We start from the raw sequence: 14,832 nt of genomic DNA, 5'->3' as shown, positions 1-14,832 counted from the left end.
CTGTGTGGTCAAAATCCTGTCTCCTGCTGCGTCCCGACCGTCAGCGGTCAGAACTGGTCTTCCGTCAACGCGAGCACGCTCTCGTTGCCCTTCGCGCCGACGATCGACGCTTCGAGCGCACTCGCCTGCACCAGCACGTGCTCCGCATAGCATCGGGCGATCGCGATCTTCGCATCGAAGAACGCGACGTCGCTCGCGCGATTCGCGTGCGCGGCCAGCAGTGCGCGCGCCATCTGCCATCCGCACAGCACGACGCCCGCGAGCTTCAGGTACGGCACGCTGCCCGCGAACACCGCGTTCGGGTCCTGCTTCGCGTTCGCCAGCACGTAGTCGACCACCGCCGACAACGCGCGCGCACCCTTCTCCAGTTGCGCCTTCATCGATGCGGCCGCCGCGCCGTCGAGCTTGCCGAGCGCCGCGACCGTGTCGCCGATCTCGGCGATCAGCGCCTTCGCGACCGCGCCGCCGTCGCGCAGCGTCTTGCGGCCGACGAGGTCGTTCGCCTGGATCGCGGTCGTGCCTTCGTAGATCGCGAGAATCCGCGCGTCGCGGTAGTACTGCGCGGCGCCGGTCTCCTCGATGAAGCCCATCCCGCCGTGCACCTGCACACCGAGGCTCGCCACGTCGTTCACCATCTCGGTGCTCCAGCCCTTCACGACCGGCACCAGATATTCGTAGATGGCCTGATGACGCGCGCGCGTCGCGTCGTCCGCATGGCGGTGGGCAATGTCGCTGTGCGCGGCGGCCACGTAGGCCAGCGCCCGCGCGCCTTCGGTCAACGCACGCATCGTGCCGAGCATCCGGCGCACGTCCGGGTGATGGATGATCGTCACCGACTGCTTCGCCGAGCCGTCCACCGGGCGGCTCTGCACGCGTTCCTTCGCGAATGCGGCGGCCTTCTGGTACGCGCGGTCGGCCACGCCGATCCCCTGCATCCCGACGCCGAAGCGCGCCGCGTTCATCATGATGAACATGTATTCGAGGCCGCGATTCTCTTCGCCGACCAGGTAACCGATCGCGCCGCCGTGATCGCCGTATTGCAGCACCGCGGTCGGGCTCGCCTTGATCCCGAGCTTGTGCTCGATCGACACGCAGTGCACGTCGTTGCGCGCGCCGAGCGAGCCGTCTTCGTTGACCATGAACTTCGGCACGATGAACAGCGAGATGCCCTTCACGCCTTCCGGTGCGTTCGGCGTGCGCGCCAGCACCAGGTGGACGATGTTGTCCGCCATGTCGTGCTCGCCCCACGTGATGAAGATCTTCGTGCCGAACACCTTGTACGTGCCGTCGCCCTGCGGCTCCGCGCGCGAGCGCACCAGCGCGAGATCCGAACCGGCTTGCGGCTCGGTCAGGTTCATCGTGCCGGTCCATTCGCCCGAGATCAGCTTCGGCACGTAGCGCTGCTTCTGCGCGTCGGTGCCGGCCGTCAGCAGCGCCTCGATCGCGCCGTCGGTCAGCAGCGGACACAGCGCGAACGACAGGTTCGATGCGTTCAGCATCTCGATGCACGGCGTCGCGATCAGCTTCGGCAGGCCCTGGCCGTCGTATTCGGCCGGATGCTGCAGCCCCTGCCAGCCGCCTTCGACGAACTGGCGGAACGCTGCGCCGAAGCCCGGCGTCGCGGTCACGACGCCGTCCTTCCAGCTGCTCGGGTTGCGGTCGCCTTCGACGTTCAGCGGCGCCAGCACCTCGCCGCAGAATTTCGCGGATTCGTCGAGCACGGCCTGCGCCGTGTCGTAACCCGCATCCTCGAAGCCCGGCAACTGCGCAACGGCGTCGATGCCTGCGAGTTCCTTCAGCACGAACAGCATGTCCTTGACGGGGGCGTTATAGCTCATGGTCGATGTTCCATTCAGGCGGTGAATAGGGCGCCACGGGGGCCGGTACGGCAAAACCGGCCAGTGCCGGGCGACGCGATGGGCCATCCTAACGCCGGGGATCCCGATTCCCATTGTCATATCCGGCCCACATGGTGACAAAACCGGCCACGGCGCACGCCGCCCGCGACCCTTGCGCATGGCGGTGAAGCCCGTCGGGCGGGCGTCGGCGCCCGGTCCGTCCGTCTCGACAATGGCGGCAACGCGCGCCAAAAAAGCGACCGGGCGCACGCGCGGCTCCCCGGCTCGACGTGGCAAAGGGAGCCGGTTATGGGAGTGTCCTCTGAAAAACCGGCCGTGAACACCGCAAAGGAGCCGGTTATGGGATGCGATCCTCGAATCGGCGAACCGGCGATACCCGGCCCCACTCCGGCGTCACGCACGGCGCCGATACGTCCCCGGCGTGCTGCCCGTCCAGTGCCGGAACGCGCGATGAAACGCGCTCGGGTCGTCGAAGCCGATATCGGCGCCGATCGCCGCGATCGTGTCGGGCGTATCGGTCAGCCGCTGGATCGCGATATCGCGCCGCAGCTCGTCCTTCAGCACCTGGAACGTCGTCCCTTCGGCGGCGAGATGGCGGCTCAGCGTGCGCACCGAGCAATGCAGGTGCTCGGCCGCCTGATCGATCACGGGCAGATCCGGCAGCGCCGCCGACAGGTACTGCCGTACCCGATGGCACACGAGCTGTTCGCTGAACGATTCGAAGATCCAGTCGCCGGGCGCGCGCGCGAGGAACTTGCGCAGGTTGCGCTTGCTCTGCCGGATCGGCGCGTCGAGGTAATCGGCACTGAAGCGCATCAGCGTGCGCTCGCGGTCGAACTGCACGGCGCCGGTGAAGAAGTACAGGTGGTCGACCGCATGGCGCGGCCGCGGGCACGCGAACTCGATCTGCAGCAGCGGAATTTTCTGGCCGATCAGCCAGGAGCACACGCCGTGCACGAGCTTGAGCATCAACTCCTGGCCGAGCGCGCCGATCGGCCCGATGGCGTCGTTCGGGCGCAGCAGCACCTGCGCGACGAGCTCGTCGCGCTTCGATTCGACGAAGAAGTCGTCGAGCAGGATATGGAAGAATTGCCCGAAACGATGCAGCGCCGTTTCGAGGTTGCGCGCATCGAGCAGGCTCAGGCACAGGTACTTCAGCGTGCCGCCGCGCAACGGGCGCGAGAAGATGCCGGGCATCTCGTCGTCGAGGTCGATCGCGAGCGTGCGATACAGCGTCGAGAACTGCTCCTCCGTCACGCGCGCATGCGGCTCGCCGAGCAGCTCGATCGGAATGCCGGCGCCGCGCAGGTAGCGCTCGACCACGTCGCGCTGCACGCCTGCGCTCGCGAGAAAGCCGTTGACGAGCGAGATCGGCACCGTCGCGCTCGGCGACGGCAGCGCACGCCCGGGCCGGGCGGAAAGTGAATCTGAGCCGGTCATCGCGTCCCCGTCGATCGAACCGACCGCATTGTACTTGAGCGGCCCGCGCGCCACCTTCGGGGCTTTCCGCGCACCGGGCCGCGCAGCCTGGGCCGCGCGGCGCGGCGCCGTCATCAGTCGGTGCGGCTGAGTTCCCGGCGCAGGATCTTGCCGACCGTCGACTTCGGCAGCCGGTCGACGAAGCGCACGAGCTTCGGCACCTTGTACGCGGCCAGGCTCGCGCGACAATGCGCGACGAGCTGCGCCTCCGTCACGTCGGCGTCCGGCGCGAGCACCACGAACAGCTTGACGGCCTCGCCCGTGCGCGGGTCCGGCACGCCGATGCACGCGCATTCGGCGACGCCCGGCAGCGCGGTCGCGACCGCTTCCACCTCGTTCGGGTACACGTTGAAGCCGGACACGATGATCATGTCCTTCTTGCGGTCGACGATCCGCAGGAAGCCGGCCGCGTCGAACACGCCGACGTCGCCGGTGCGGAAATAGCCGTCCGCGGTGAACGCGGCCGCGTTCGCGTCCGGCTTCTGCCAGTAGCCGCTCATCACCTGCGGCCCCTTCACGCAGATCTCGCCCGCGTCGCCGATCGCCACCTCGCGATCCTGGTCGTCGAGCAGCTTCACGTCGGTCGACGGCAGCGGCACGCCCGTGGTGCCGGTGAACCGGTCGATCGACTGCGGGTTGAACGACACGACCGGCGACGTTTCCGACAGCCCGTAGCCTTCGCGGATGAAATTGCCCGTCACCGCCTTCCAGCGCGACGAGATCACGTCGATCACCGCCGCGCCGCCGCCGGCCGACAGCTTCAGCCGCGACCAGTCGACCTCCTTCAGCCGCGGATGGCCGGCGAGCCCCGCGTACAGCGTGTTCACGCCGACGAACACCGTCGGCCGCGCGGCCTTCAGCACGTCGACGAACCCGTCCATGTCGCGCGGGTTCGCGACGAGCCAGTTCTGCGCGCCGATCGCGAAGTAGGACAGGAAGTTCACCGTCAGCGCGAAGATGTGATACAGCGGGATCGCCGTGACGACGACCTCCTCGCCCGGCTGGCGCGCATCCGGCACGATCGCCGCGAACTGCGCGACGTTCGCGACGAGGTTGCGATGCGACAGCGCCGCGCCCTTCGACAGGCCGGTCGTGCCGCCCGTGTACTGCAGCAGCAACAGGTCCGCGCCGCTCAGCGCAACCGGCTCGCACGCGAGCGATTCGCCGGCGGCGATGGCTTGCGCGAGCGCGATCGAACCGGGCGGCAGTGCGTCGCACGCGCCGGCCGGCGCATCGACGACGCCGAGATCGTCGCGCCCCACGCTCAGCACGGTGCGCACGCGCGTGCCGCCGACCACGTCCGCGAACGTGCCCATCGACCCGCCGCAGACGATCGCCACCTCGACCCCCGCGTCGTTGAGCTGATGCTCGAGTTCGCGCGCGGTGTAGTGCGGATTCACGTTGACCTGGACCGCCCCGATCTTCGCGACGGCGACGAACACGACCGGAAACGCGAGCACGTTGGGCAGCATCACGGCCACGCGGTCGCCCTTGCGCACGCCGACGACCTGCTGCAGATACGCGGCCAGCGCGCTCGACAGGCGTTCGACGTCGGCATAGGCGAGCGTGCGGCCGAACGCATGGAACGCCGGACGGTCGGCGAAGCGGTGCATCGCGTCGTCCAGCAGCGCGCTGACGGAAGGATGGCGATCGGCGTCGATCTCGGCGGGGATCGGGCCATACGACCCGAGCCAGTGTCTGTTCGTCATGTCTCACTCCTCTGGGGACGGCACGCCAGCCTGCGTGCCGTTCGCACGGCAGCCTGCACGCCGGAAGGACGCGGGCCGCCGCCTGATCGGCGACTATCGCGCGCACGACGCGCTTTGCAAATGATCCGGGCGGCCGAAACATGATCGAAACGGACAGGCGAAGCCCGTGCTGCGCAACATCACACGGCGAACACCTGTCCGCCCGGGCAGCTCCGTCGGCGCATCAGGGTGAACCCGGTGGCGAATGGGACCGTTCCCGAGCAGAATTGCGTGCCGTCAACGATATCGATTCGGACGCAGGATCCCGTCATGCCGCGCAGTGCGCTCTTCAAACCGACCGACGCCCGCTCCATCCCGCTGCCGGATGCCGCGGCCGCCCACGCGTTGCGCGAGCAGCGCTTCACGCCGGCCAAGCTGGCCGTGCTCGTCGACGTGGCCGCGCAAGCCGGCCTCGACCCGGCGACGGTGCTCGCCGGCACCGGCCTCGCGCCGGCCGACGTCGCGGACCCGTTCACGCTCACGTCGCCGCTGCAGTTCCTGACGGCCGCACGCAATGCGGTCGGCCGGTACGACGGCACCGACCTTGGCGTGCGCGTCGGCCGCCTGCTGCGTGCGTCGAGCTACGGGATGTACGGCTACGCGATGCTGTGCTCGGAATCGCTCGCGCGCGCGTTCGATTCGGCCGTCAAATATCACCGGCTCGCGAACGGCATGCTGCCGATCCGCTGGGTCGAACAGGGTGACACCGCGTCATGGCTGTTTCCGGACCGGCACGACGTCGCGCTGCCCGATCTCGACGAGTCGCTGTACCGTTTCCTGATCGACATGCAGTTCGCGCTGCACGTGACGATCATCAAGGACGTGATGGGCGGATGGTGCGTGCCCGCGCGCGCGCAGTTCGCGCAGCCGCGGCCGCCGCACGGGGCGTTGCTGGCCGACGCGCTCGAATGCCCGATCGCGTTCGACCAGCCGCATCACGTGCTCAGCTATCCGGCGGCGTGGCTCGCGCGTGCGCCGCAGCTCGCGAATCCGATCACCGCCGCGCAGATGTCGTCGCACTGCGCGCAATTGCTCGACGAATTGCGCAGCCGATCGGGCATCACGCGACGCGTCTACGAGGAGCTCACCCGCACGCCGGGTCAATTCCCGGACATCGACGCGATCGCCGAGAGCCTGTGCATGACGTCGCGCACGCTGCGCCGCAAGCTCGAAGCCGAAGGCACGTCGTACAGCGAACTGCTGACGAGCGTGCGCAAGGCGCTCGCGATCGACTATCTCGGCACGACCACGCTCAGCACCGAGGACATCGCGCTGACGCTCGGCTTCAGCGATGCAGTGGGATTCCGCCACGCATTCAAGCGCTGGACCGGCACGACGCCGAGCGACGTGCGACGCAAGCGCGGCAAGTAGCGCCTGCCGGGCGCGGTCAGCGCGTGCCGTCGCCCGCCGCCGGCGACGCGACTGCCAGCGCGAACTCGAACACCGCGCCGCGCCCGGGCCGATCGACGAGCCGGATGCCGCTGCCGTTGAGCGCCAGCATCCGGTGCACGATCAACAGGCCGAGCCCGCCGCTCGTCGCCGTGCCGCCGCTCATCGGCCGCTGCGGCCGCTGGAACAGCCCTTCGCGCCGCGCCGCCGGAATCCCTTCCCCGGTATCCGATACGGTCACGATCACGCGGTCGCCCTGCGGCGCCAGCGCGATCTCGACCTCGCCGTGCGAAGGCGTGTGCCGCAGCGCGTTGTCGAGCAGGTTGGTCAGCACGCGCTCGATCATCCCGAGATCGGCCGACACGACCGGCACGCGCGGCGGAATCCGCGCATGCAGCGCGACCCCACGCGATTGCGCGGCCAGCTCGAATTTCTGGAACACGTCCTGCACGAGATCGACGAGCGAGAACGGCTCGCGCTCGGCCTGCACGCCGCCCGATTCGAGCCGCGCGAGTTCGAACAGCGCCTGCGCAAGCCGCCCGACCTTCGCGCTCTGCGCGAGCGCAATCGACAGGTAGCGCCGCCGCTCGGGCTCGGGCAGCGTGTCGGCCTTCAGCGACAGCGTCTCCAGATAGCCGTGCAGCGACGTGAGCGGCGTGCGCAGGTCGTGCGAGATGTTCGTGATCAGTTCGCGCCGCTGCTGGTCCTGGCGCGTCAGCGCGCGCCACTGGTCGCCGATCCGGTCGGCCATCTGCGCGAACGCGGATTCGAGCACCGCGATATCGTCGCCGCGGCGGCCCGGCGGCAAGCGCAGCACCGGCGGCGGCGTGTCGGGCGTGTCGGGCCCACCCGGCGCGCGGGGCGCACCGTTCGCGTCGAAGTCGCGCATCGCGGCCGTCAGCCGGCGCAGCGGGCGCGTGATGAAGCCGAAGGCAACGAGGCCCGCGAGCAGGCCGAGCAGCGCGACGATCGCCATCGACCACAGCGTCGTGCGCAGCACGTTGCCGGCGTCGACGCGCGCGGCGAGCCGGTCATGCGCCTCGCCGAGCAGCACCACGTAGATGTAGCCCGACGGCGGCTGCCCCGCGCGCTGCAGCGGCGCGGCGCTGAACACCTTGCGCGCGTCCGGGCTGCGCGGATCGTCGCCGAGGATCGGCAGCGGCTGGCCCGCGATGAAGCGCTGCACCGGCGCGAGATCGACGCGGTCGCGCTTCACGTGGCCGGGCGGCGCATCGTCGCCCTTGATGCGCCCCGTGTTGTCGAGCAGGTACACCTCGACGCTCGGGTTCACGCCCATCAACTGTCCGAACAGCGTGCGCACGGCGTCGGGGCGCAGCCCGTTCGCGTCCATCAGCGGCGCGCTGCCGGCGATGTTGGCGGCCAGGTCGCGCGACAGCGCCTGCACGACTTCCTTCTCGCGCATGTCGTTCGCGCGGATCTGCAGCCACGCCGACGCGCCCGAGCACGCGAGCAGCAGGATCGAGAACACGAGCGACAGCCGCCGGGTGAGCGTGAGCTTCATCATGCGTCCCGCTGGCCCGGCGCGGCGAGCTTGTAGCCGCGTCCCCACACGGTCAGGATCCGCACGGGCTCGGCCGGATCGGCCTCGATCTTCGCGCGCAGACGGTTGATGTGGGTATTGACCGTGTGTTCGTAGCCTTCGTGCTGGTAGCCCCACACGGCGTTCAGCAGGTCCATCCGCGAGAACACCTTGCCCGGATGGCGCGCGAAGAAATACAGCAGGTCGAATTCGCGCGGCGTGAGGTCGATGCGTGCGCCGTCGACGCTCGCCTCGCGCGCGATCGGGTCGATCGCGAGCCCCGCGACGTCGAGCGTGCCCGCATCGAGCCGCGAATCGCGCGCGAGCGCATCGACGCGCCGCAGCAGCGCCTTCACGCGCGCGACGAGTTCGAGCACCGAGAACGGCTTCGCGAGGTAGTCGTCGGCGCCGAGTTCGAGGCCGAGGATCCGGTGCACCTCGCTCGACCGCGCGCTCGTGATGATGATCGGCGTATAGCGCGTCATCGCCCGCGTGCGCCGGCAGATCTCGAGGCCGTCGACGCCCGGCAGCATCAGGTCGAGGATCAGCGCGTCCCAGTTGCCCTGTTCGAGCAGGCGCAGCCCTTCGGCACCGTCCGCGCTGTGCACGACCTCGTAGCGCTCGTCGCGCAGGTGCAGGCTCAGCACGTCGGCGATGTCGGCGTCGTCCTCGACGATCAGGATGCGTTTCGGTTGGTCCATGGCGGTGGGCGGCGGCACGTCGGCGCGGAGCTCAATGACGGTGGTCGACGGGCGGTCGGCCCGGGTCGAAGCGCGGAGGAAAACCGCGCTGCCGTCATTGTGCAAAATTTTGCGGCGGCGAGGGATCACATTTCGTTTAAGTTTGGATCGTGCTCGCGATGTCAGCCAATATCCGCAAGGCTTCCCGCTCCGGCCCTTCAAACTCGATCCCACGCGCCCGCGCGACCACCCAACGGACACGAAAAAACCGGGCGCGAGATGCCCGGTGCCCCCCTTTCCCTCGGCGCGGCGCGCGGCCGGCACCCGCGCGCGCGCCGGTGTAAAAACGAGCGCGGCGCCGAATGCCAGCCTGACCCAGCCGCTAGCGGTCGATGATCGAAAGACGACCGCCGGCCGCCCTTCCCCGCGTTACGCCGCGGCCGCTTCGGCCCAGGGTGGCCGGAAATCCAGGCCGAGATGCTGGCTGATCGCCGCATCGAGCCGCTCGAGCGCGTCCCGCTCGATCCGCGTGATGCCCGGATGCCAGATATCGACCAGCAGGCAAACCCGCGGCTCGTCGCTGTCGTTCCAGCTCTCATGCTCGAACGTATCGTCGAAAATGATCGCACGCCGATCCGGCCACTCGCGGGTCTCGTCGCCGACGCGCAGTCGCGAGCCGTGCGGCACGATCAGCGGAAGCTGGCAGGTCAGCTTGAGATTCGTCGTGTCCGAATGCGGCGGAATCCGCGTGCCGCCCTGGATCACCGAAAAGATGAACGCGCCGCTCGGGCTGAGGAAATCCTGCACCTCCCGCATCAGCGCCGCGGTGCGCGGGCAGCGGCGGCAATTCTCCTCGACCTCGGGCTCGCCCTTGCGCCTGAAATAGAACGACCCCCAGTCGTTGCGCCGGATCGACTCGAACCGTCCCGCCACCTGCTCTTCGTACGGCAGCAGCATCGGCGTGGTCACCTGCGCGAGAAACTCCTCGCGCAGCACGTCGACCGACGCCTCGAGCGTCGACGTGAACGCCTCGAGTTCCGGATAATCGGACGCCTCGTACCACGGCTTCCCATCGAGCCCCGGGAAATAAAACAGCAACGGCCGCTGATGTTTCGGCAACACGGGCAACGGAACCCGCCCCGTATTGATGTCGACGAACTCGATCACGCGTTCGAGCTCCGCCATCCCGTACTGGGACACGAGCGCATCCAGCGTGTTGTGAATCGCATTGCGCATCTCCTGTTTCAAAGTCGCTCTCCTTGGCTATCGTGGGGGTGACAAACGAAAAAGATTGCCGCTACCGCATGACGCATCGCACCTGACTCGATCCGGCGCGCCCATCCCTACACGCGCGCCGTCGCCTTCGCCTCTTCCACCGGGTCGGCGGCCCAGCCGCCGATCGTGGCGCCGTATCCGGACGCCGCCGCGACCAGCACGCCGACGCCGCACCACACCGCCTGCACGCCCCACTGGCTGACCAGGTAGCCGAGCAGGACCGACGCGATCATGCTGCCGAGCTGAAACACCAGCGAAAAGAACGAGACGGCGCGCGATCGCAGCGCATCGGGCGTCCGGTGATGCAGCACCGCGTTGACCACCGCGCCAGCGATGCCGAGGCACAGCGCGACCCCGCTCAGCACGACGCCGAACGCGACGACGTGATTCGCCCAGCGCGTCAGCACGAGGCTCACGGCGAGCCCGGCGAACGGCAGCGTCACGGCGAGCGCTGGCCGCGCGGCGCATTGCTTCATCACGCGATACGACACCCAGCCGCCCGCGCCCTTCACGACCAGCATCAGCGTGAGGAACAGGCCGAACGCCCAGGTCGCGCCGTGCATCGGCACGAGCGTCTTCAACACGACCGGCCAGTAGCTCTCCAGCACCGACACGACGCCGCCGAGCAGCATGCAGAGCAGGATCAGCGGCCGCACCGCGCCGCCGTGCCACGTGAACCGGACCAGTTCGCGAAGATCGTCGAGCATCCTGCCGGCCGGCACCGCCTCGCGCGGCGCCTGCTCCGCCTCGGCGAAAAACCACGACGTGAGGCCCAGCAGCACGACGAACAGGCCGCATGCGAGAGCCAGGCCGATCTTGTACGGGTTGTCGAACAGCCGGCTGCCGATCAGGTCCGGGAGCACGCCGCCGACCAGCGACATGCTTGCCAGCCCGAGCGCGGAGGCCAGCTCCGCGCGGCCGAGAAAATACGGAATCCGCTTCGTTTCGCCGTGCTCGCGCAGCAGGCCGACATACCACGCGTCGACGGTCCCGGAACTCATCGCGCGCGCGATGCCGAAGCTCGCCGCCGCGAGGTACAGCATCGGCTTCTGGCTGAAGCACAGCATCAGCGCGCAGCCGACGCTGTTCATCAGCAGCGATACGCGATAGGTCCGGATACGGCCGACGCGGTCGGCCATCGCGCCGAACGGCAGCTCAAGCGCGATGGTCGACAGGCTGAACAGCGCCGCGTAAAGCCCGATCTCGAACAGCGTGAAATGGTTGTGCAGCAGGAACAGCGTGACGACCGGCAGCACGAGGCCAAAGGTGCCCCACAACGCCGCCTGCTGCAGGCAGTACCGCAGGTGAACGGTCATCGGCGGTCCTTGTCGCCGGACTCGAGCAGCAGGTACTCGCCGTCTTCCGCGCTGCCGGCGCCGATCTCGACGAAGCCGCACGCCGCATAGAACGCCAGCGCCGGCGCGTTGGCGCGCAGGCACTTGAGCCGATAGCGGGTGGCCGGCCAGCCCGGCAGCGCGCGCAGCAGCGCACGGCCGACGCCGCTCCGGTGGTGCGGCCGGGACACGTGCAGGTGATGGATGAAATGGTCGGGCTCCCAGACCGACACGAAGCCGGCGAGTCGCCCGCTTCCGTCCTCGGCGACCCTCAGCCGCTCGCCTTCCGTCTGGGCGTCGAAATCGGCCGGCTCGAACGCACCGGCCGGCTGCCAGACGAAAGTCTCGCGGCGCGAGTACAGGAACAGCTCGCGCAGGGCCGGCATATCGGCGGCCACGGCGTCACGCACGGTGATCTTCATGATTCGCTTCCCTTGCAGCGGTCGTGGTTGCCGGATCGGCGCAGCCTGGCAGGCTCGCCATCACGTCGGCGACGAAGCGTTCGGTGTCCCAGCTGTGGTCCACCGTCGCGCCCAGCCGCGTGATGACCGCGCGGCACGACGGCACGATCACCACCAGCTGGTGATTGAAGCCGTCCATCATCATCAGGTCCTCCGGCAGCGACGGAAACCGGCGCGCGCCGCCGGCGCCGGCATTCAGCCACAGATGCGCGCCGAGCCGGCCGTCGTGCCGGGTCGCCTCGGGCGTCGCCATGAAACGCACCCAGTCCTCATCGACGATGCGCGCGCCGCGCCACACGCCGTGCTGCAGGATCAGCTGGCCGAGCTTCGACCAGTCCCGCGCCGATGCCAGCATGTAGCTGCTGCCGACCAGCGTGCCCGACGCGTCGGGCTCCATCATCGCGGTGCGGATGCCGAGCGGCTCGAACAGCCGCGCCCGTGCGAACGGCACGATGTCGAGCGGCCGCGGCGAAACCGCGCGCGCGATGATCTTCGCGATCAGCACGCTCCCGCCGCTCTGGTAGTCCACCTCGCGGCCGGGCGCGACCTTCAGCGGCCGGCTCGCGACGAAGCGCGCCATGTCGGTCGACTGGTACAGCATCTTCGTCGTGTCCGAGCCGGGCAGATAGCCTTCCTGGTAGTCCAGCCCGCTCGTCCATTGCAGCAGGTCGCGCAACCGGATCGCCTGGCGCGGGTCGCCGGACGACGCCCAGTCGTCCAGCAGGCGATCCTGCGCGAGCGTCAGTTTGCCGTCGCGGGCCAGTACGCCCGCCAGCAATGCGGTGACGGTCTTCGTCATCGACCAGCCGAGCAACGGGGTGTCGGCCGTGACGCCCGGCGCGTACCGCTCGCCGACGAGCTTGCCGTCCTGCCGCACGACCACCGCCAGCGTGTTGCGCAGCGATCCGGGCGCCGGCTCCGCCACCGCGCGATCCAGCACGGCGCCCAGCGCCGGCGGCGGATCGGACGGTGCGGCATCGTCGAGGTGGTCGGTCTCGGCCGCCGCGCCCGGCAACGCGAGGCCATGGCCCTCCACGCGCAACGCGTCGAGCGCGTCGGCCGGCGCGATCGTGCAGCCGAGGCCCGGCCGGTACAACGCGACCGTCGCGCGCAGCACGCCGAGCCCGGCGGCCTCGACGGTCTGTCGCGCACGGTCGATCCGGTACGTGACGAAGTCGAACAACGGATTGATCGGCTTCACCTCGCGCGCGAACACGGCGCGCGCACCGTCGTCGCGACCGTCGCCACCGGCGAGCACGCGCACGCACAGGTAATGCGACGCATAGCCGGTCGCGGCGGGCAGCGCCCAATACAGCAGGCCCACCGCAACGGCCAGCAACAGCATGACGGTGACGGCGAGAATCCTGACGGCGGTAGCGACACGGGACGGAGGACGATCCGGCATGGGCGATGTTTTCCTGGTTCGACGATTCGACGAGACGATGCGGGCGGCCCCGCGGTCGCGCGCGCTCAAAGGACGATTTCCTTCTTCAGGTACAGCCGCTCGGACTGGATGTCGTGTGCGTGGCAGCGGGCGATCAGCTTGTCCGATTCGACGATCGGCAGCGAGGTCGGCGCGTATTCGATGCTGGAGATGAACTTGAGCCACGGCTCCGCGCCCATCGCATAGACGAACACCTGGCGCGGCGCGAAGCACTCGACCAGCGGCCACGCGCGCTCGCAGTCGGAGCCGTTCAGGCGGCGGTTCTGGTCGAACTGGCGCCCGAGCGGCTCGTTCAGGAGCGCGCCGTACAGCCAGGACATCGGCGCGCCTTCGCATTCCATGCCGATGAACAGCGTGCCGATCCGGCCGATGCGCTGCGCGATGCGCTGGTACAGCTCCGGCTGCAGGTTGTTCGAGTCGGCCGCGAACAGCATGCTCTTGCCGTCCACCTTCAGCGCGAACGCCATCTTCGCGGCGATATGCAGATCGCCGTGCTCGCCGAGGAACGGCAGCGCGACGATCTCGCCGCCCGGCACGGGCACGCTGTCCAGCTCGCCGACCTCGATCACCCGCTCGAACCCGCACGCTTCGAGCGCGAGCCGGATCGACGGGTCCTGCAGGAACCCGCCGTGGCTGCGCGGCACCACCAGCGTGCCGATCCGGTGCCGTAGCTGGAGCAGGCTCTCGAGCACGATGTGATCCTGATGGTTGTGGGTCAGCAGCACGTAATCGATGCGCTCGGGCAGATCCGCGAACGTGAACGGATCGTCGCCCTGGCCGAGCGGATAGCCGACGATCGGATCGGTCAGCAGCGAGAATTCCGCGGTTTCGACCAGGACCGTCGCATGGTTGAAGTAGCGCACCCGCACCGGCTGCCCCGCGCGCGCCGGCGCCGACGGCGGGCGCGGCGGCGGCGCATCGGTGAACCAGGTTTCGAGCGCCGTGCGCCGCGCGGCGCCGCCCTCCGCGTGCGCGAGCAGGCGGTCGATCAGGTCCGGCGCGGCGCCCGTGTGGCGGGCCGCGAACAGCTCGTCGTACAGCGCGTCGCGGAACGGCAGGCGGATCTGCACCATGTGCTCGTCCGGAAAGCGCGGCGTGCTCAGCATGAAGCTCCGGTCGTCGCTGGTCGCGAGGAAGCCGTTCACGCTCTGCAGCGCGTCGAGATAGCCGGCGCTGTCGTACAGCAGCCGCTCGAACAGCCGGTACGACGCGTGGCCGCGCAGGTCGTAGCCCAGCTCGACGAATCCCTTCAACGGCTCGGGCACCCGCGCATACAGCGGCGACAGCGTATCGCCGCCCCCTTCCCGCGCGAGCAGTTCGTCGAGCTCGCGCAGCGCGTCCGCCAGCGCCAGCAGCGGCGCGGCGCGCGTGCGGGTCTCGCGGATCAGCGCGTCGACCGCCGGCACGAGCTCACGGCCGCCATTGAGAAACGGGCCGCCGGCCATCTTCGCGGCGGAGCGCCGATGCAGCTCCGGCGCGCGGATGAAGGATTCCATGATGCGCAGATGCACCTGCTTCATCACCAGCGCGCAGGTCGCGGGCTGCAGCAGGAAAGTCCACGCATACCATTGATTGATCAGCGGTTCGAAGACGACGTTGGGTTTCAGGTAGATCTGGGTCATG

General features: G+C 69.1%; 11 protein-coding genes. 1 reads left to right on the top strand and 10 read right to left on the bottom strand.

The features are described from left to right. Window positions 1-47 precede the first annotated feature (47 nt). The 3 genes from CFB49_RS30825 to CFB49_RS30815 form a co-directional block, all read right to left on the bottom strand. Entirely contained in the window at window positions 48-1,838 is a 1,791-nt protein-coding gene (locus tag CFB49_RS30825; protein WP_089493267.1) for an acyl-CoA dehydrogenase, read from the bottom strand. Between the two features lie 414 nt (window positions 1,839-2,252). Next, complete coding sequence (locus CFB49_RS30820) at window positions 2,253-3,413, bottom strand: AraC family transcriptional regulator (protein WP_069619529.1); 1,161 nt, start codon at window positions 3,411-3,413, stop codon at window positions 2,253-2,255. Further along, window positions 3,413-5,047 (bottom strand): AMP-binding protein, encoded by a 1,635-nt coding sequence (locus CFB49_RS30815; RefSeq protein WP_089493266.1) that lies wholly within the window; start codon window positions 5,045-5,047, stop codon window positions 3,413-3,415. Before CFB49_RS30815 ends, CFB49_RS30820 begins: the two co-directional genes overlap by 1 nt. A 309-nt stretch (window positions 5,048-5,356) precedes the next feature. On the opposite strand from CFB49_RS30815, the gene CFB49_RS30810 reads away from it, so the two are divergent. Beyond that, the gene (locus CFB49_RS30810) at window positions 5,357-6,457 is read left to right on the top strand and encodes an AraC family transcriptional regulator (protein WP_089493265.1); all 1,101 of its coding nucleotides are present in this window, start codon (window positions 5,357-5,359) and stop codon (window positions 6,455-6,457) included. A gap of 16 nt (window positions 6,458-6,473) precedes the next feature. Here the strand turns inward: CFB49_RS30810 and CFB49_RS30805 are convergent, their stop codons facing one another. The 7 genes from CFB49_RS30805 to CFB49_RS30775 all read right to left on the bottom strand — a co-directional run bounded on the left by CFB49_RS30805 (window position 6,474) and on the right by CFB49_RS30775 (window position 14,831). Continuing rightward, on the bottom strand, window positions 6,474-7,997 hold the full coding sequence (locus CFB49_RS30805; RefSeq protein WP_089493708.1) for a sensor histidine kinase: 1,524 nt from the start codon (window positions 7,995-7,997) through the stop codon (window positions 6,474-6,476). After that, window positions 7,997-8,716, bottom strand: a complete 720-nt coding sequence (locus tag CFB49_RS30800) for a response regulator transcription factor (protein ID WP_089493264.1) — start codon at window positions 8,714-8,716, stop codon at window positions 7,997-7,999. The genes CFB49_RS30805 and CFB49_RS30800 overlap by 1 nt, the downstream gene beginning before the upstream one ends. A gap of 408 nt (window positions 8,717-9,124) precedes the next feature. Further along, a complete protein-coding gene (locus CFB49_RS30795; RefSeq protein ID WP_089493263.1) occupies window positions 9,125-9,943 on the bottom strand; it encodes an aspartyl/asparaginyl beta-hydroxylase domain-containing protein in 819 nt (272 codons plus the stop codon). Window positions 9,944-10,038: 95 nt separating this feature from the next. After that, window positions 10,039-11,286 carry an MFS transporter gene (locus CFB49_RS30790; protein ID WP_069619524.1) on the bottom strand — a complete coding sequence of 416 codons (1,248 nt, stop codon included), beginning with the start codon at window positions 11,284-11,286 and terminating at the stop codon, window positions 10,039-10,041. After that, complete coding sequence (locus CFB49_RS30785; RefSeq protein ID WP_069619523.1) at window positions 11,283-11,726, bottom strand: GNAT family N-acetyltransferase; 444 nt, start codon at window positions 11,724-11,726, stop codon at window positions 11,283-11,285. The genes CFB49_RS30790 and CFB49_RS30785 overlap by 4 nt, the downstream gene beginning before the upstream one ends. After that, a complete protein-coding gene (locus CFB49_RS30780) occupies window positions 11,707-13,170 on the bottom strand; it encodes a serine hydrolase domain-containing protein (RefSeq protein WP_089493262.1) in 1,464 nt (487 codons plus the stop codon). Before CFB49_RS30780 ends, CFB49_RS30785 begins: the two co-directional genes overlap by 20 nt. Before the next feature lie 65 nt (window positions 13,171-13,235). Further along, window positions 13,236-14,831: an MBL fold metallo-hydrolase gene (locus CFB49_RS30775; RefSeq protein ID WP_249190630.1), complete on the bottom strand. Its 1,596-nt coding sequence runs from the start codon at window positions 14,829-14,831 to the stop codon at window positions 13,236-13,238. Between the last annotated feature and the right edge of the window lies 1 nt (window position 14,832).

It is taken from the genome of Burkholderia sp. AU17457, assembly GCF_002223255.1.
In the GTDB taxonomy this organism is placed as follows: Bacteria; Pseudomonadota; Gammaproteobacteria; order Burkholderiales; family Burkholderiaceae; genus Burkholderia; species Burkholderia sola.
Note: the sequence above shows the minus strand (reverse complement) of the source record. Positions and strands in the feature narration are given on the sequence as shown.

Excerpts from the sequence above, each read along its gene's own strand:
- CFB49_RS30785 (WP_069619523.1), bottom strand. The coding sequence starts at position 11,726 with ATGAAGATCACCGTGCGTGACGCCGTGGCCGCCGATATGCCGGCCCTG.
- CFB49_RS30800 (WP_089493264.1), bottom strand. The coding sequence starts at position 8,716 with ATGGACCAACCGAAACGCATCCTGATCGTCGAGGACGACGCCGACATC.
- CFB49_RS30810 (WP_089493265.1), top strand. The coding sequence starts at position 5,357 with ATGCCGCGCAGTGCGCTCTTCAAACCGACCGACGCCCGCTCCATCCCG.
- CFB49_RS30815 (WP_089493266.1), bottom strand. The coding sequence starts at position 5,047 with ATGACGAACAGACACTGGCTCGGGTCGTATGGCCCGATCCCCGCCGAG.
- CFB49_RS30780 (WP_089493262.1), bottom strand. The coding sequence starts at position 13,170 with ATGCCGGATCGTCCTCCGTCCCGTGTCGCTACCGCCGTCAGGATTCTC.
- CFB49_RS30775 (WP_249190630.1), bottom strand. The coding sequence starts at position 14,831 with ATGACCCAGATCTACCTGAAACCCAACGTCGTCTTCGAACCGCTGATC.
- CFB49_RS30825 (WP_089493267.1), bottom strand. The coding sequence starts at position 1,838 with ATGAGCTATAACGCCCCCGTCAAGGACATGCTGTTCGTGCTGAAGGAA.
- CFB49_RS30790 (WP_069619524.1), bottom strand. The coding sequence starts at position 11,286 with ATGACCGTTCACCTGCGGTACTGCCTGCAGCAGGCGGCGTTGTGGGGC.
- CFB49_RS30820 (WP_069619529.1), bottom strand. The coding sequence starts at position 3,413 with ATGACGGCGCCGCGCCGCGCGGCCCAGGCTGCGCGGCCCGGTGCGCGG.
- CFB49_RS30805 (WP_089493708.1), bottom strand. The coding sequence starts at position 7,997 with ATGAAGCTCACGCTCACCCGGCGGCTGTCGCTCGTGTTCTCGATCCTG.